This is a genomic window from Rhodoplanes azumiensis, assembly GCF_042682915.1.
GTDB classification, from domain to species: Bacteria; Pseudomonadota; Alphaproteobacteria; order Rhizobiales; family Xanthobacteraceae; genus Rhodoplanes; species Rhodoplanes azumiensis.
Map to the genome: position 1 here is coordinate 74,626 of NZ_JBHUIW010000009.1, position 16,643 is coordinate 91,268.

The window sequence follows — 16,643 nt, forward strand, 5'->3', positions numbered from 1 at the left end:
TCCGCAATGACGCGCGCCGGGCCGGGAGCCGCCCGACGGGTGACCGCCGCGCAGGCATTCGAGCAGGCATTCGAGCAGGTATTCGAGCGGGTGTTCGGGCCGGCATGGACATCCTCGCACGCGAGAGGGCGTTCGTGAGGGAATGCCGTGGCGCGGAAGACGTTCCGGTCGCGGTCCGCTGCGGCCGTGCACCGGGATCGTGGGTCGCCCCGGGCGACCCGCGAGATGCGGTGGCGACGCCCCTGCGGGGCAGGGGGGTTGCGGAATCGTGCCGGCCTCCGGCATACCCCGGACCCCGGCGCCGCGGCCTTCGCTCGCGCCGGCGAGGGTCGGGAGGTCCGAGTGAGCGCAGCCAACGTGAGCGCAACCAACGTGAGCGCAACCATCAATCGCCGCATCGCCGAGGAGCTGGAGGTGCGCGAGCCGCAGGTCGCCGCCGCGGTCGAGCTGCTCGACGGGGGCGCCACGGTGCCGTTCATCGCCCGCTACCGCAAAGAGGCGACCGGCGCGCTCGACGACTCCCAGCTTCGCACCCTGGAGGAACGGCTGCGATACCTGCGCGAGCTGGAGGAGCGACGCACCGCGATCCTCGAGTCGATCAAGTCGCAGGGCAAGCTCGACGACGCGCTCGAGGCGCAGATCATGGCCGCCGACTCGAAGGCGCGGCTCGAGGACATCTACCTGCCGTTCAAGCCGAAGCGCCGCACCAAGGCGGAGATCGCCCGCGAGGCCGGCCTCGCGCCGCTCGCCGAGCAACTCCTCGCCGATCCGACCAACGACCCGCAGGCACTCGCCGCGACCTTCGTGAACCCGGACAAGAACGTCGCCGACGCGGCGGCGGCGCTCGACGGCGCCCGCGCCATCCTGGTCGAGCGCTTCGCCGAGGACGCGGATCTGATCGGCAAGCTGCGCGAGGCGCTGTGGTCGACCGGCAAGCTCGTCTCCAAGGTGCGCGACGGCAAGGCCGAGGCGGGCGCCAAGTTCTCCGACTATTTCGACTTCTCCGAGCCGCTGACCAAGCTGCCCTCGCACCGCATCCTCGCGATCTTCCGCGGCGAGCGCGAGGAGATGCTGGACGTGCGCATCGAGGGGGAGGACGCGGGCTCGGGCCCGACGCCTTACGAGCTCTCGATCATGCACCGCTTCGCCATCGCGGATCGCGGCCGGCCGGCCGACAAGTGGCTTGTCGACACCGCGCGCTGGGCGTGGCGCACCAAGATCTTCGTGCATCTCACCATCGATCTGCGGCTGCGCCTGTGGACGGCGGCCGAGGATGAGGCGGTGCGGGTGTTCGCCGCCAATCTGCGCGATCTCCTGCTCGCCGCCCCGGCCGGCTCCCGCGCCACCATGGGCCTCGATCCGGGCTACCGCACCGGCGTCAAGGTGGCCGTGGTGGACGCCACCGGCAAGGTGGTGGCGACCGACGCGATCTTCCCGCACGAGCCGCAGCGGCGCTGGGACGCCTCGATCGCGACGCTCGCGGCGCTCGCCCGCGCCCACAAGGTCGAGCTGATCGCCATCGGCAACGGCACGGCGTCGCGCGAGACCGACAAGCTCGCCGCCGAGCTGATCAAGAAGCATCCCGAGCTGAAGCTCTCGAAGATCGTCGTGTCGGAGGCGGGTGCCTCGGTGTACTCGGCCTCGGCCTTCGCGTCGGAGGAGCTGCCGGGCCTCGACGTGACGCTGCGCGGCGCCGTGTCGATCGCGCGCCGGCTGCAGGATCCGCTCGCCGAACTCGTCAAGATCGATCCGAAGTCGATCGGCGTCGGCCAGTATCAGCACGACCTCTCCGAGTCGAAGCTCTCCCGCTCGCTCGACGCCGTGGTCGAGGACTGCGTGAACGCGGTCGGCGTGGACGTGAACACCGCCTCGGCGCCGCTGCTCGCCCGGGTGTCGGGCATCGGCTCGGGGCTCGCCCAGAACATCGTGCTGCACCGTGACACGAACGGCCCGTTCAAGAGCCGCAAGGCGCTGAAGGAGGTGCCGCGGCTCGGGCCCAAGGCGTTCGAGCAGTGCGCCGGCTTCCTGCGCATCCGCAACGGTGAAGATCCGCTCGACGCATCCGGCGTGCACCCGGAAGCCTATCCGGTGGTGCGGCGGATTCTCCAGGCGACCAAGAGCGACATCAAGGCGCTGATCGGAAACGCGGCGACGTTGCGCGGCCTACAACCGAAGAGCTTCGTCGACGAGACCTTCGGTCTGCCGACCGTCACGGACATCCTGAAGGAGCTGGAGAAGCCGGGCCGTGACCCGCGCCCGGCCTTCAAGACGGCCGAGTTCAAGGAGGGCGTCGAGACGCTCGACGACCTCGAGCCCGGCATGATCCTCGAAGGCGTCGTCACCAATGTCGCGGCGTTCGGCGCCTTCGTCGACATCGGCGTGCACCAGGACGGGCTCGTCCACGTCTCGGCGATGTCGAAGACCTTCGTGAAGGATCCGCGCGAGGTGGCGAAGCCCGGCGACATCGTGCGCGTGAAGGTGCTCGAGGTCGACAAGCCGCGCAAGCGCATCTCGCTCACCATGCGGCTCGACGACCAGCCGGGGCAGGAGCAGCGCTCCGGCGCCGGCCGTCCGGCGGGTGGTGCCGGGCGCGATGCCCGCGGCGGCGGTGGGCGCAGCGACTACGGCCGCAAGCCCGAGCGCGACACCGGCAACAATGCGCTGGCCGAGGCGCTGCGACGCGCGGGCCTCGGCGGCGGCGGCAGCAACGAGAAGGGCCGGCGCTGACCCGCGTGCCGGCGGGGTGCGGCGATGCCGCGCCCGGTTCCGGCGACACACTCGGAGCTTTCCGCTGGATTTCGGCTTCGGCGCGGAGCCTGCCGTCGGGCCGGCGGCAGGCCGGCCGCCGTGGCGCCGCTCCGAAATGACGACCGAATCGATCAGCCGGATGTCTTACGAGAACGGCCGTCAGGGCCTCGGTCCGTCGTCGCACGTCACGACCGGGACGCCCGAAGACGTCGCGAACATCCCGAAACGATCGTTCCGATCAAAACAGCAACGGCCGGCTGGTCCCGCGAACGGGAGCAACCAGCCCGAGCCGTGAGTTCTCACACGAGGCACCGTCCGCTGCGCCGCCCGGTCGGGACCGAACGACGGCGGAGGATCGTCGCGTCGGCGACGCGCGTCAGCGCCGCGAGTCGGACGTGCGTCAGCGCCGCGAGTCGAGCGAGACGCCGAGCGAATAGGCCTTCTGGCGGGTCGCGCCTTCGGTCCGCTTCAGCGCCTTGGCGATCTTCGCCGTCGGCAGCTTCTGCTTGGCGAGCGCCTTGAGCTCCTTCACGTCGTCGTTGGTCCAGCCGCGCCGCTTGGAGGCGCCGGCCTTCTTGGCGGTGGCGGCGGTCTTGCTCGCTGCCTTCGGGGCCGCGACCTTCTTGGGCGCCGTCACCTTCTTGGCCGGGGCCTTCTTGGCGGCAGCCTTCTTGGGGGCGGCCTTCTTCGATGCGGCCTTCTTGGCAGTCGTCGCTTTAGCCATCGATTACTCCTCGATATGGAAGGGGCGGAACGCGCGATGTGCGGCCTCGGGAGCTGCGGTTCCGCGGTTTCGTGAAACGTGGGTCGGTGCGTTCGGTCCGGCTGTTCTGATGCCCGTGGGCCGCATCACGACGCGATGGGACGCATGACGACCATCGCGCAGCATACAAAGGAGTGTTCCGGTTATCTCATCACGACGCCGCTGTAAACCTTCGATCTGCATTTCATGCGGCATAAGCACAGAACATTTCGGATCAGGTCGGCGATCGGAGTGCCCTCATGTTGTCTGATCTGGTCGGGTCGGTGGAGCGAAACGGCGCTCCGGCACCGGACCGGATCCCTCGTATTCTCCGATAACGAATTGTTAACGCGGAAACATCCGACGTGATCACGTACTCGCGCGCTGCGGCCCGAAGCCAGCTTATCAGCAAGGCCAGCGCCGACGTCGGCCCGCCGGGAGCAGGACACGACGGCGGTTCGGCCGCCGGCTCGGCTGCCGCCGCCTCGTCGCGACGACGCCCGCCACGTCGCGCCGTCGAGTCGGTCCGACGCGGCGCATCGTCACGCGCCTCCGTCCGCCGGGGGGCCGTCCGCCATGCTGATCACGCCGCCGCCGTGCGCCGCGGATCGTCGGCCGCGCGCGTCATGATCTGATCCCGGCGTGGCGGGTCCGGTGCAGGGTCGTCGCAACGACGAGGTCATCGCGCCGCCGGTCATCGCGCCGCTCCGTTTGGTCGCCCGCGACGGCGCGGGGTCGCGTGCAGGCAGACGATCGTTCGCTGGTGAAGCGTCGTCGCGATGCCGTGTCACGATCGGCGGTTCGGCTTTCGGTCGGAGCGGCCGGCGGCGCGACGAGAGCAGCGGGCCACCGCGCAACATCGGGCGCCTTGCGTTTCGGGGAGAATTATTTTTTACTGATCGCGATCGAAGTCGATACGGAAGAAAAAATATTCTTCCAGAGTGTGAGATCATGAAACAGGACACCACTCAGGCCCGCGTCCGCAAGGTGGACGCGGTCGATCGCCGAATCCTCACGGTGCTGCAGCGCGACGCCAGCATCACGCTGGCCGAATTGGCCAAGCAGGTCCATCTGTCGCAGACGCCGTGCTGGAAGCGCATCCAGCGGCTCGAGGCGGACGGCGTGATCACCGGCCGGGTGGCGCTGGTGTCGCCCGAGAAGATCGGCCTCGGCCTCACCGTGTTCGTCTCGATCGAGACGGGCGACCATTCCAAGGAGTGGCTCGACGCCTTCGCCCGATCGATCTCGGCGATGCCCGAGGTGATGGACGTCTACCGGATGGCCGGCGACGTCGATTACATGCTGCGCGTCGTGGTGGCCGACATGGGCGCCTACGACACCTTCTACAAGAAGCTGATCGAGACGGTGCCGCTGAAGAACGTCACGTCGCGCTTCGCCATGGAACGGATCAAGTCGAGCACCGCCTACCCGGTGCCGGGGCCGAGCGAGACCCGCGCCGGCGTGCGCGCCTCGGCGTGAAGAAGGAGCGCGTGGCGAGTGGCGAGATGCCTCGCCGGCTCGCGTCCCTATTCCTTACTCGCTACGCGCCATTCGCCATTCGCCATTCGCCCTTCTCGCTTCGCTATTCGCCCTTCTCCGGAAACACCCGCAGCGTCCGGAATGCGACGTGCAGCGTGTCGCCGCGGGCGACCGAGACGTCCGCCGGCAGCTCGATCTCGACCGGCGGCAGGCCGTCGCCGAGGCGCAGCTCCGCGCGCCGCGCCGGGCCGGCGCGCCTGACCCCGACGACGGTCGTCGCGAGCCCGCCGGAGGGCGCGTCGGACGCAACGACGTCACGCGGCCGCAGGAACAGGGCGGCCGGCCCGCTCGCCGCGGCGGCAGGTGCCGGCAGCGCGTGCGGGCCGATCCGCACGACACCCTGTTCCACCGTCACGGGCAGGCGCAGCGCGTCGCCGATGAAGCCGGCCACGAAGGCACTCGCCGGATGGTCGTAGACCTCGTCCGGGGTGCCGATCTGCTCGATGCGGCCGTGCGCCAGGATCGCGACCCGGTCGGCGAGCTCCAGCGCCTCGTCCTGATCGTGGGTGACGAACAGGGTCGTGTGTCCGGTGCGGTCGTGCAGGTCGCGCAGCCAGCGGCGCAGGTCGCGCCGGACCTTCGCGTCGAGCGCGCCGAAGGGCTCGTCGAGCAGCAGCACCTTGGGCTCCACCGCGAGCGCGCGGGCGAGCGCGACGCGCTGCCGCTGGCCGCCGGAGAGCTGCGAGGGGAAGCGCCGCTCGAGCCCGGAGAGCTGGACGAGATCGAGGAGGTCGGCGACGCGCTGCCGGATCTCGGTCGCGCTCGGCCGCAGGCGGCGCGGCCGCACCTTCAGCCCGTAGGCGATGTTGCCGGCGACGTCGAGATGCTTGAACAGGGCGTAGCTCTGGAACACGAAGCCGACGCGGCGCGCCTGCACGGGCACGAAGGTCGCGTCCTCGCCGCCGAAGAAGATACGCCCGGCGGTCGGCCGCTCGAGCCCGGCGACGACGCGCAGGAGCGTCGTCTTGCCGGAGCCCGACGGCCCGAGCAGCGCGACGAGCTCGCCCGCCTCGATCGACAGATCGACCCCGGCGAGCGCCGGCGTGCCGGCGAACCGCTTCTCCAGCCCTTCGGCCCGTATCGCGACCGTGTCCACGCCGTCAGTATAAGCGGGTTCGGCCGAGCGCGTCACCGTAGCGCCATTCGAGGATCGACTTGGCCAGGAGCGTGACGAGGGCGAGCCCGGCGAGGAGCGAGGCGACGGCGAAAGCCGCCACGAAGTTGTACTCATTGTAGAGGATCTCCACGTGCAGCGGCATCGTGTTGGTCAGGCCGCGCACATGGCCCGAGACCACGGAGACGGCACCGAATTCGCCCATGGCGCGCGCATTGCACAGGAGCACGCCGTAGAGCAGAGCCCATTTCACGTTGGGCAGCGTCACGGTCAGGAAGGTGCGCAGGCCCGAGGCGCCGAGCGTCAGCGCCGCCTCCTCCTCGGCCGTGCCCTGCTCCTGCATCAGCGGGATCAGCTCGCGGGCGACGAACGGGAAGGTGACGAACACGGTGGCGAGCACGATGCCGGGCACCGCGAAGACGATCTGCAGATCGTGCGCGGCGAGCCACTTGCCGAGATAGCCCTGCGCCCCGAACAGCAGCACGAAGACCAGGCCGGAGACCACCGGCGACACCGAGAAGGGCAGGTCGATCAGCGTGATCAGCAGGCTCTTGCCGGGGAACTCGAACTTGGCGATCGCCCAGGCGGCGGCGACTCCGAACACCAGGTTGAGCGGCACGGCGATCGCCGCGACCGTGAGGGTGAGGCGGATGGCGGCCTGGGTGTCGGGGTCGCCGAAGGACTCGAGGTAGTGCGCCACGCCCCGCCGCAGCGCCTCGGTGAACACGGCGACCAGCGGCAGCACGATGAACAGCGCCAGGAATGCCACGGCGAGGGAGATCAGCAGGATTTTCGTGCGCCGCGTCTCGTCGATCACCGGGCGTGGCCGTGCCGCCGCGCTCGTGCCCGCTCGCCCGGAGACGGCGTCGTCCGGGAGCGTCGCCTCCGCGTCAGACATGGCCGAATCTCCGCCGGCTGAACATCTGCAGGAGGTTGATGGCGAGCAGCAGCAAGAACGAGATGGCGAGCATCACGGTGGCGATCGCGGTGGCGCCGGCGTAGTTGAACTCCTCCAGCTGGATGACGATGAGCAGCGGCGCGATCTCGGACCGGAACGGGATGTTGCCGGCGATGAAAATCACCGAGCCGTACTCGCCGACGGCGCGGCCGAAGGCGAGTGCGAAGCCGGTCAGCACGGCGGGCAGCAGGGTCGGCAGCACGACGCGCAGGATGGTCTGGCGCCGCGTGGCGCCGAGCGTCGCCGACGCCTCCTCGATCTCGCGGTCGAGATCGGCCAGCACGGGCTGCACGGTGCGCACCACGAAGGGCAGGCCGACGAAGACGAGCGCCACGAAGATGCCGAGCGGCGTGAAGGCGATCTTGAGGCCGAAGGGGGCGAACAGCGCGCCGATCCAGCCGGTCGGCGCATAGACGGCGGCGAGCGCGATGCCGGCCACCGCGGTCGGCAGCGCGAACGGCAGATCGACCACGGCGTCGAGGACACGCCGGCCCGGGAAGTCGTAGCGGGTCAGCACCCAGGCGACCAGAAGGCCGAACACGGCGTTGGCGGCGGCGGCGGCGAGCGACAGGCCGAAGCTCGTCTCCAGCGCGGCGAGCACGCGCGGCGTCGTCGCGATTTGCCAGATGCCGGAGATCCCGAGCCCGCTCGCCCGGATCACCAGGGCGGCGAGCGGAACCAGGACGATCAGCGACAGATAGGTGACGGCGAAGCCGAAGGTGAGGCCGAAGCCGGGCAGCGCGCTCGGCTGCCGGAAACGCCACGGCACCCGCGGCGGTGCGTCGCCGGCCGTGCCCGAGGGAGCCACGAGGCTCATCGTCCGCGGCCTCCCCCGGGGGCGTAGATCCGATCGAACACGCCGGCGTCGGCAAAGTGCTCGGCCTGCACCTTCGTCCAGCCGCCGAACACCTGGTCGATGGTGACGAGCTTGGTCTTGCCGAAGCGGGCGAGATCCTCGGGCGCCGCCGCCTCGGGCTTGAAGGGACGATAATAGTTGGCGGCGATGATGCGCTGCGCCGCGGGCTCGTAGAGGAAATCGAGATAGGCCTGGGCGACGGCGCGGGTGCCGCGCTTGTCGACCACCTTGTCGACGAGCGCGACGGGCGGCTCGGCGACGATCGACAGCGACGGGTAGACGATGTCGAACTTGTCGGCGCCGAATTCCTGCAGGGCCAGGAACGCCTCGTTCTCCCAGGCGATCAGCACGTCGCCGAGACCGCGCTGGACGAACGTGGTGGTCGAGCCGCGGGCGCCCGTGTCGAGCACCGGCACGTTCCTGTAGATCGCCGCGACCAGGGCTTGGGCCTTGGCGGCGTCGCCGCCGGTGCGGTCGAGCTCGTAGGCCCAGGCGGCGAGGTAGTTCCAGCGCGCGCCCCCCGAGGTCTTCGGGTTCGGCGTGATCACCTGGACGCCGGCCTTCGCCAGATCGTCCCAATCCTTGATGCCCTTCGGGTTGCCCTTGCGGACCAGCAGCACGATCGTCGACGTGTAGGGCGACGAATTGTTGGGCAGCCGCGATTGCCAGGTCTCGGGCAGGCGCTTCGATTCGCGCGCGATGGCGTCGATGTCGCCGGCGAGCGCCAGGGTCACGACGTCGGCGTCGAGGCCGTCGATCACCGAGCGGGCCTGGCGCCCCGAGCCGCCGTGCGAAGTGCGGATCGTGACGGTCTGGCCGGTCTTCGCCTTCCAGTCCTTGGCGAAGGCGTCGTTGACGGCCCGGTAGAGCTCGCGGGTCGGGTCGTAGGACACGTTGACGAGCGTGACGGTCTGGGCCTGTGCGGGTGCCGCGCCGATGCCCGCCGGTCCGCCGCCGGCGATCAGCAGGATCGCCATCAGGATCGCCACCGTCGGTGAGGTTCGCGACAGCGGCGTCATCGAGGCACGAATCATTGCGTTCACCTGTTCCGTTCCGGCCCGGCCGTTCTTCGCCGGATCGGCGTGTGCCGGATCCTCGTGGTGAGCGGCCGGGACGGCGATGGAAGCCGCGATCGGGCGAACCCGCAATCTGGGGCGGACAGAAAAGTCGGTCCACGCTGTCCGCCGTGCGAGCCGAGAACGATCGCCTCCCGCGGACCTCGCCGGGAGAGCGCTCTTCGCCGCAGGCGGTACGCATCGTGCCGGGGGGCATGCTGGACAAGCGGGCGCACCGGGTCAACCCGGCCAGGTCGGCAGCGCGCCGCGCGACGTCCGGCCGGGCGACACCTCCAGGCTCTGGCAGAAGCGGCCGCGAAGCGGTATCATGCGACGCTGTCCCGAGCCTTCGCTCCCGAGCCTTCGCTCCACGGAGGCGATCATGTTTCATGACGGCCTTTCGGTCTTGGGGTCGTCGCCGCCACGGTCGGCTTCTCCTGCGGCATCTCCTCCCGCGCCATCTCCTCCTGCGGCGTTTCCTCTTGCTGCGTCTCCTTCTGCGGTGTTCCCGCCACCAGGATCGGCCCGGCGCCGTCGTGCCGCGGGGGCGATTCTGCTCGGTCTTGTCGTTCTCGTCGTGACGGCGGCGGCGACGCCCGCCGCCGCGGCCCCGAAGCGCGGCGATGCGCAGGCGGCCGACCGTGCCGCCTGCTCCGGCAAGGATCCGGACGCATCGATCGCCGCCTGCACCCGCCTGTTGGACGGCGTCGCCGATGCGCCGGTGAGCGAGCGTGCGATCTGGTTCAACAATCGCGGCGTGGCCCTCAACGAGAAGGGTCACCACGACCTCGCCATTCGCGATTTCGACGAGGCGATCCGGCTCGGCCATCGCGGCGCCTTTACGAACCGCGGGTTCGCCTATCGGCGCAAGGGCGACCTCGATCAGGCCGTGCGTGACTACAGCGAGGCGATCCACCTCGATCCGACCCGGCCGCAGGCCTACAACAATCTGGGGGTCGTCTATCGCCTGCGCGGCGAGCTCGATCGCGCCATCCGCGAGTACGACGAGGCGATCCGGCGCGATCCCAAATACACGAGCGCCTACAACAATCGCGGCTTCGCCCTCGCGATGAAGGGCGAGACCGATCGCGCCATGCGGGATTTCGACCAGGCGATCACGCTCGATCCGAATTATTCGAACGCCTATCGCCATCGCGGCGACGTCTTGGCGCGGCGTGGCGACATCCGCGCCGCGATGCGCGACTACGACAGCGCCATTCGGCTCGACCCGAAATACGCGGCGGCCTATCGGGGCCGCGGCGAGCTGCTGGCGCGCATCGGCGATGTCGACCGTGCCCTCGCCGATCTCGACGCGGCGATCAGGTTCGATCCGGCCGATCCCGGGGCCTACACGGCCCGGGGGCAGGTGCTCGAGCAGAAGAACGAGGCATCACGCGCGCTCTCGGACTATCGGATCGCCGTGACGCTGCCGGAGTCGAGCGAGGCCAAGGCGGCGCGCGAGAAGGCACGCGACCGAATCGCCGCGCTCACGGCGGCGCCGAGCGCGACACCGCCCGCCGTCACAGCGGCGGCGCCGGCCGCCGCGACGGCGGCGGTCGCGCCGGCCGGCGCAGCGGTCGCGCCACCTTCGGCTCCGCCGAAGAGTGTCGCGGCGCCGACCTTCGCTCGCCGCGTCGCCTTGGTCGTCGGCAACAGCGCCTATGTCCATGCGCCGCCGCTCGCCAATCCCCAGAACGACGCCGGCGACGTCGCCGCGGCGCTGCGCCGCATCGGCTTCGACGTCGTCGAGGGCCGCAACCTCGATCGCCGGGGCATGGACGAGGCGGTGCGCAGCTTCGGCCGCAAGCTCGACGGCGCCGACCTGGCCGTCTTCTTCTATGCCGGCCACGGGCTCCAGGTCGCCGGAAAGAACTATCTGGTGCCGGTCGACGCGAAGCTCGAACGGCCGGGCGACCTCGCCCTCGACGCCGTCGACGTCTCGCTGGTGCTGGCCCAGATGGAGGCCGACAAGCGGGTCAACCTGGTGTTCCTCGACGCCTGTCGCGACAATCCGCTGTCGCGCAGCCTGGCCCGCTCGCTCGGCACCCGGTCGGCGACCGTCGGCACCGGGCTCGCCTCGATCCAGAGCGCGCTCGGCACCATGATCGCCTACGCGACCCAGCCCGACAACGTCGCGCTCGACGGCGAGGGCCGCAACAGCCCCTTCACGACGGCGTTGCTGAAACACATCGGCACGCCCGGCGTCGACATCGGCACGATCATGCGGCGGGTGCGGGCCGAGGTGGTGACGGCGACCCGCGAGAAGCAGGTGCCGTGGGATCACTCCTCGCTGATCGGCGACGTCGTGCTGGTGCCGTGACGGTCAGACGAGGGCCAGCAGCGCGCCGGTGCCGGCGCTGAGCAGCACGACGAGCCAGGGCGGCGTCGTCCAGGCGACGAGCAGCAGGAAGGCCGCGGCGGCGAGCGCGAAGTCGAGCCCACCGTGGATCGCCGCCGTCCACACGGGATCGTAGAGCGCGGCGAGCAGGATGCCGACGACGGCGGCGTTGACGCCCCGCAGCATCGCCTGGGCGCTCGCGCGTCGGCGCAGCGCCTCCCAGAACGGCAGTGCGCCGATCACCAGCATGAACGACGGCAGGAAGATCGCGACGAGCGCGATCGCGCCGCCGAGCCAGCCGTCCGGAGCGGGGCCTGCGACCGCACCCAGATAGGCCGCGAAGGTGAACAGCGGCCCCGGCACCGCCTGCGCCGCACCGTAGCCGGCCAGGAACGCGTCGTTGCTCACCCAGCCGGGCGGCACCACGGCGGACTGCAGCAGCGGCAGCACCACATGGCCGCCGCCGAACACCAGCGAGCCCGCCCGGTAGAAGGCGTCGACCAGCGCGGCGAGGTGCGCGCCGGTGGCGCTCGCCAGCACCGGCAGTCCGGCGAGCAGCACGAAAAACAACGTCAGCGCGATCACGCCGGTGGTCCGACCGACGGTCAGCGGCAGCGGCGCGTGATCGGCCACGGCATCGCCACGGGGCAGGAGGAGAAACCCGGCCAGGCCGCCCAGCACGATCGCGGCGACCTGGCTGAACGCCGTGGGAACCGCCAGCACGATCGCGGCGGCGATCACGGCGAGGCTCGCCCTCTCACGGTCGGGCGCGAGGGAGCGCAGCATGCCGAGCACGGCCTGCGCGACGACGGCGACGGCGGCGATCTTCAGCCCGTGCAGCCAGCCGGCGCCGGTCGGGTCGCCGAGCGCTCGGATGCCGTAGGCGAAGGCGACGAGCGCGATCGCCGACGGCATCGTGAAGCCGATCCAGGCGGCGAGGGCGCCGGGAAAGCCGGCGCGCGACAGGCCGACCGCGATGCCGACTTGGCTCGACGCCGGGCCGGGCAGGAACTGGCACAGCGCGACGAGGTCCGCATAGGCGCGGTCGTCGAGCCAGCGCCGCCGCGTGACGAACGCGTCGCGAAAATAGCCGAGATGCGCGATCGGTCCGCCGAACGAGGTGAGGCCGAGACGCAGAAAGACGAGAAAGACCTCGGCTGCCGTGCCGTGCGCGGCCGGCGTCTCGATGTCCGGTGGGGCGGCGTCGCGGGTCGTCACGGCCTGATCAGCCGGTTTCGCAACACGCCGATCTTCTCGATCTCGAGCTCGATCACGTCGCCCGACGAGAGTGTGCGGCCGAGCTCGTGGGCCGAGCCGGTGCCGACCGTGCCGGAGCCGATGATCTCGCCGGCATAGAGCGTCTCGCCGCGCGAGACGTATTGGATGATGTCCCAGAAGGTCCAGTGCATGTCGGCCGAATTGCCGCCGCCCTGGCGCTCGCCGTTGAGGCGCACCTCCATGGCGAGCGCATGCGGATCGCCGATCTCGTCGGGCGTGACGATCCACGGGCCGAACACGTTGCCGGTGTCGAAGTCCTTGCCCTTGGCGGGGCCGAGGCCGGCCCGCATCTCCTCGAACTGCACGTCGCGGGCGCTGAAGTCGTTGTAGATGGTGAAGCCGAACACGTGGGCCGGCGCGTCGGCGGCCGCGATGTCGCGGCCGGTCTTGCCGATCACGCAGGCGAGCTCGAGCTCGTAGTCCATCCATTCCGAGAACGACGGCCAGATCACGTCGGCCTCGTGGCCTACCACGTTGAAGCGGTTGCACTTGTAGTAGACCGGATGCGCGTACCAGACGTCCGGCATCTTCTGCGGCCGGCCGGTGCGCTTCGCCACCTGGTCGCGGCTGTTCTTCACATGCGCCTCGAACGCCATGCCGTCGCGCAGCTGGCGCGGGATCGGGATGGGCGCCAGCAGCCTGACGCCGTCGAGGTCGTCGACCGCCTCGCTCGGCCATTCGCGCACCAGCTCCTCGACCCGGGCGAGGCCGGGCGCGGCCGCGTCGATCAGCGACAACATGTCGGCCAGGATCGGATCCTGGCGCTTGTGGACGATCTCGGCCGCGGTGGCGAGATCGAGCACGGCACGCTGCTCGACGTCGACGACGCCGAGGCGCGGTCGCTTGCGAAGGCCGATGAAGGTCGCGAGCTTCATGCGCGATGCGGGGTCCGCGGAAGGGGGCCGGGGGCGGCGGGCAGCGTGGGCGCGGACGCTAGCACGTCCGCGTGACGGCCCGAAAGCATCAGGACACCATCGGCCCCGCGTGTCTTCGCGGCGTCGTTAAACGACATGATGAATGCGAGCGATCTTGGCGCGGTCGGGCCGGAGAGCGAGACGCAGGTCGTCGTCCCGGGGCGCGGACCGCAGGTCCGCGAGCCCGGGATCCATAACCCCGGTGCCGGTGGCTCACGACGGACAGGGCGTATGGGTTCCCGGCGCGGCGCTTGCGCGCCGCCCCGGGACGACGGGGCGATTCTGAAAAGCTCTCCGCTGGGGTGAGGTGATTGCTGCGCCGCTGATCGCCGCCGAGCAGGCACCCAGACCGCGACTCAAGCGAGAAGTGCGGCCATGATCCGGTCGCGGCTGAGCGGCAGGGAGCGGATGCGGGTGCCGAGCGCGCGGGCGACCGCGTTGCCGATCGCCGCGGCGGTCGGCCCCATCGCGGCCTCGCCGACGCCGAGCGGCGGATCGCGGTCGTCGCCGACCAGCCTTATGTCGATCTCGGGAACTTGCGAGAAGCGCAGGATCGGATAGTCGTCCCACATCGCCGTCGCGACCTTGCCGTCGGAAAAGCGCAGTTCCTCGAACAGCGTCCAACTCGCCGCCTGGATGATGCCGCCCTCGAGCTGATTGATCGCGCCGTCCGGCGTGATCACGAGCCCGCAATCGGCGGCGCCCCAGATCTTGACGAGCCGGACGCGCTCGTCGACCTCGACCTCGGCGGCGACCGCCATGTAGGCGGCGCGGTTCTTGTAACGTCCGAAGCCGAGCCCGAGGCCGCGGCCCTCGCCGACCGGCGTCGTGCCTGGCCAGCCGCACATCTCGGCCGCCGCCTCGATCACGGCTCGCGCCCGCGGATCCGACATGAGCGCCAGCCGGTAGGCGACGGCGTCGGCGCCGGCCGCCGCGGCGAGCTCGTCCATGAAGGATTCGATCGCGAAGATGTTGGCGAAGGCGCCAAGCCCGCGCAGCGACGAGGTGCGCAGCGGGACCGGATCGACCGTGTGGTGGATCATCCGGTGGAACGGTAGGTCGTAGAGGGCGTGCGCGTTGCGGCTGGCGCCGCCGCCGGCGGCGTCCGGGTTGTCGTTGCGCGCGGCCGGCTGCGGCGGCGGGTTCGGCAGCGCCTCCCGGCTGCGCAGGCCGTGGTGGCCGTGCGAGCCCGGCCGGTTCGAGTGAACCGGGCTCGCGAGGTCGATGGTCCAGCTTTTCGGCCGCCGCTCGGCGTCGAGCACGGCGCGCATCCGGATCACCATGGCGGCGCCCATCGGGGCGGCCAGGAACTCGTCCTCGCGGGTGAACAGCACCCGCACGGTGCGGCCCGGCCGGCGAGTCGCGAGGAACGCCGCGTCGAAGGCGACGTCGTCGGCCGTGTTGTGGCCGTAGCAGCCGGCGGCCTGCCGGTGCAGCACCGTCACGGTCTCGGCCGAACGGTCGAGCGCGCGGGCGATCTGGGCGCGCAGCGCATAGGGGTTCTGAGTGTGCGACCAGACCGTCAGGTGACCGGTCTCGTCGACGCGGGCCAGGCCGCAGGACGGGCCGATCGAGCCGTAGGTCTGGAACGGCCGCCAATAGGTCGCCTCGATAACCTCGCCTTGGTCGTCGGCAGGCGGCGTGCCGGTGTCGACGGTGCGTGAGCGGGCCGGCTGGGCGAGCAGCCAGTCCGGGCTGTTGGTGTCGTCCGGGAGCGGCGTCCCGCCCTCCCAGACCGTCTTGTCGCGCGCCGTCAGCGCGGCGCGCTGCACCGCATAGTCGCGCTCGCCGAGGATCGCGGCGAAGTCGCCCTCGCGCAGAATTTCGACGGGCGCCCCGGCGGCGCGGCGGATCGCCGCCTCGTCGAGCGACGCCAGCCGAGCGTTCTGCCAGGGGCGGTGGACGACGCGGGCGTGCAGCAAATCGGGCGTCGTCATGTCATGGATGAAGCCGCGGCCCGCGATCTTGGCCGGCAGGTCGACGCGCGGCAGGTTTCGGCCGACGACGCGGTAGCGGGTCGGCGACTTCGCCGGCGCCCCACCGGTCGCCGGGCGAACGAGATCGACCTCGCCGGCGAGCGTCCAGTAGTCGTGGCCGGTGTCCTGCCCGTCGCGGCGGATCCGCCCGTCCTCGACGTCGAGCACTTCGGCCGGCACGCCGAGCCGCTCGGCCCCGCGGGCCAGGAACAGCGCCCGCACCTCGGCGCAGGCGAGCCGGATGGCGGCGCCCGACATGGCGACCGAGGTGCTGCCCGCCGTCACGCCCTCGTTCGGTCCGGCGGATGTTTCTCCCGAAACAGTCCTGATCCGGCCCGGATCGACGTCGAGCTCTTCCGCGGCGATCTGCACCAGCGCGGTGAGGATGCCCTGGCCGATCTCGACCTTGCCGGTGGAGACACGGACCCGGCCGTTCGGCTCGAAGCCGACCCAGTCGGAGAGCAGGGGATTGTCGAGGAGGCTCTGCGGCAGCGTGTTCGGGATCATGCGCCGGCTCCCTCGGCGGCGTTTGCCGCCAGAACCGCGCCGGCGCGCTGGACGGCGCGGACGACCCGGTTGTGGACGCCGCAACGGCAGAGGTGCCGGTCGAGTGCCTCGAGGATCTCCGGCCGGGTGGGCACGGGATTGCGCGCCAGCAGTGCGGCACCCGAGATCATGATCCCCGACAGGCAGTAGCCGCACTGGCCGGCCTGCTCGTCGAGCAGCGCCTGCTGCAGCGGATGGAGCCCACGGCCGCCGCCGAGCCCCTCGACCGTCACGACGCTGCGGCCGGCGAGCGACCCGATCTCGCGCGAGCAGGAGTAGGCGGGCTCGCCGTCGATCAGCACCATGCAGGCGCCGCACTGCTCCTGGCCGCAGCCGAATCGGCTGCCGGCGAGGCCGAGCTCCTCGCGCAGCACGGCGAGCAGCGGGCGTGTCGGATCCCCGACAAGCTGAACCGGGGTGCCGTTGACGATCAAGGCGACTGCGGGGGCGTCGTCGGCCGATGGGGTCATGGCTGTTTCGATGGGGCGGGGGGTTCGGAAGGCGCGCGATTATAGTGGCGTGCATCGGCGCGGCAATTGCGGCGGAGCGTCCGGTGCGGATCGCGCGGGCCGGTGGTCG

The 16,643-nt window shown here is 70.8% G+C and carries 12 protein-coding genes; 3 read left to right on the top strand and 9 right to left on the bottom strand.

All coding sequences use genetic code 11. The features are described 5' to 3' along the window. Positions 1–342: 342 nt before the first annotated feature. The gene (locus ACFSOX_RS09945) at positions 343–2,727 is read left to right on the top strand and encodes a Tex family protein (RefSeq protein ID WP_378477654.1); all 2,385 of its coding nucleotides are present in this window, start codon (positions 343–345) and stop codon (positions 2,725–2,727) included. A 421-nt stretch (positions 2,728–3,148) separates the two neighbouring features. On the opposite strand, the gene ACFSOX_RS09950 is transcribed toward ACFSOX_RS09945, so the two are convergent. Continuing rightward, complete coding sequence (locus ACFSOX_RS09950) at positions 3,149–3,472, bottom strand: hypothetical protein (protein WP_378477655.1); 324 nt, start codon at positions 3,470–3,472, stop codon at positions 3,149–3,151. 969 nt (positions 3,473–4,441) lie between these two features. On the opposite strand from ACFSOX_RS09950, the gene ACFSOX_RS09955 reads away from it, so the two are divergent. Further along, positions 4,442–4,969 (top strand): Lrp/AsnC family transcriptional regulator, encoded by a 528-nt coding sequence (locus ACFSOX_RS09955; protein WP_378477656.1) that lies wholly within the window; start codon positions 4,442–4,444, stop codon positions 4,967–4,969. A 103-nt stretch (positions 4,970–5,072) separates the two neighbouring features. On the opposite strand, the gene ACFSOX_RS09960 is transcribed toward ACFSOX_RS09955, so the two are convergent. Genes ACFSOX_RS09960 through ACFSOX_RS09975 form a run of 4 tightly spaced genes read right to left on the bottom strand, consistent with a single transcriptional unit; the run spans position 5,073 to position 8,934 of the window. Continuing rightward, complete coding sequence (locus ACFSOX_RS09960; protein WP_378477657.1) at positions 5,073–6,125, bottom strand: sulfate/molybdate ABC transporter ATP-binding protein; 1,053 nt, start codon at positions 6,123–6,125, stop codon at positions 5,073–5,075. Between the two features lie 4 nt (positions 6,126–6,129). Then, positions 6,130–7,041 (bottom strand): sulfate ABC transporter permease subunit CysW, encoded by a 912-nt coding sequence (gene cysW / locus ACFSOX_RS09965; protein ID WP_378477658.1) that lies wholly within the window; start codon positions 7,039–7,041, stop codon positions 6,130–6,132. Then, complete coding sequence (gene cysT / locus ACFSOX_RS09970) at positions 7,034–7,918, bottom strand: sulfate ABC transporter permease subunit CysT (protein ID WP_378477659.1); 885 nt, start codon at positions 7,916–7,918, stop codon at positions 7,034–7,036. The genes cysW and cysT overlap by 8 nt, the downstream gene beginning before the upstream one ends. Then, positions 7,915–8,934 carry a sulfate ABC transporter substrate-binding protein gene (locus ACFSOX_RS09975; RefSeq protein ID WP_378477722.1) on the bottom strand — a complete coding sequence of 340 codons (1,020 nt, stop codon included), beginning with the start codon at positions 8,932–8,934 and terminating at the stop codon, positions 7,915–7,917. The genes cysT and ACFSOX_RS09975 overlap by 4 nt, the downstream gene beginning before the upstream one ends. Before the next feature lie 655 nt (positions 8,935–9,589). Here ACFSOX_RS09975 and ACFSOX_RS09980 point away from each other — a divergent pair. Then, positions 9,590–11,332, top strand: a complete 1,743-nt coding sequence (locus ACFSOX_RS09980; RefSeq protein ID WP_378477660.1) for a tetratricopeptide repeat protein — start codon at positions 9,590–9,592, stop codon at positions 11,330–11,332. Between the two features lie 3 nt (positions 11,333–11,335). Here ACFSOX_RS09980 and chrA read toward each other — a convergent pair whose 3' ends face one another. The 4 genes from chrA to ACFSOX_RS10000 all read right to left on the bottom strand — a co-directional run bounded on the left by chrA (position 11,336) and on the right by ACFSOX_RS10000 (position 16,534). Next, on the bottom strand, positions 11,336–12,568 hold the full coding sequence (chrA, locus tag ACFSOX_RS09985; RefSeq protein ID WP_465270121.1) for a chromate efflux transporter: 1,233 nt from the start codon (positions 12,566–12,568) through the stop codon (positions 11,336–11,338). After that, positions 12,565–13,503, bottom strand: a complete 939-nt coding sequence (locus ACFSOX_RS09990; protein WP_378477661.1) for a fumarylacetoacetate hydrolase family protein — start codon at positions 13,501–13,503, stop codon at positions 12,565–12,567. Before ACFSOX_RS09990 ends, chrA begins: the two co-directional genes overlap by 4 nt. Positions 13,504–13,898: 395 nt before the next feature. Continuing rightward, entirely contained in the window at positions 13,899–16,025 is a 2,127-nt protein-coding gene (locus tag ACFSOX_RS09995) for a xanthine dehydrogenase family protein molybdopterin-binding subunit (protein WP_378477662.1), read from the bottom strand. Next, a complete protein-coding gene (locus tag ACFSOX_RS10000) occupies positions 16,022–16,534 on the bottom strand; it encodes a (2Fe-2S)-binding protein (protein WP_378477663.1) in 513 nt (170 codons plus the stop codon). The genes ACFSOX_RS09995 and ACFSOX_RS10000 overlap by 4 nt, the downstream gene beginning before the upstream one ends. Between the last annotated feature and the right edge of the window lie 109 nt (positions 16,535–16,643).

Excerpts from the sequence above, each read along its gene's own strand:
- cysT (WP_378477659.1), bottom strand. The coding sequence starts at position 7,918 with ATGAGCCTCGTGGCTCCCTCGGGCACGGCCGGCGACGCACCGCCGCGG.
- ACFSOX_RS09990 (WP_378477661.1), bottom strand. The coding sequence starts at position 13,503 with ATGAAGCTCGCGACCTTCATCGGCCTTCGCAAGCGACCGCGCCTCGGC.
- cysW (WP_378477658.1), bottom strand. The coding sequence starts at position 7,041 with ATGTCTGACGCGGAGGCGACGCTCCCGGACGACGCCGTCTCCGGGCGA.
- ACFSOX_RS09995 (WP_378477662.1), bottom strand. The coding sequence starts at position 16,025 with ATGATCCCGAACACGCTGCCGCAGAGCCTCCTCGACAATCCCCTGCTC.
- ACFSOX_RS09975 (WP_378477722.1), bottom strand. The coding sequence starts at position 8,934 with ATGGCGATCCTGCTGATCGCCGGCGGCGGACCGGCGGGCATCGGCGCG.
- ACFSOX_RS09955 (WP_378477656.1), top strand. The coding sequence starts at position 4,442 with ATGAAACAGGACACCACTCAGGCCCGCGTCCGCAAGGTGGACGCGGTC.
- ACFSOX_RS09950 (WP_378477655.1), bottom strand. The coding sequence starts at position 3,472 with ATGGCTAAAGCGACGACTGCCAAGAAGGCCGCATCGAAGAAGGCCGCC.
- ACFSOX_RS10000 (WP_378477663.1), bottom strand. The coding sequence starts at position 16,534 with ATGACCCCATCGGCCGACGACGCCCCCGCAGTCGCCTTGATCGTCAAC.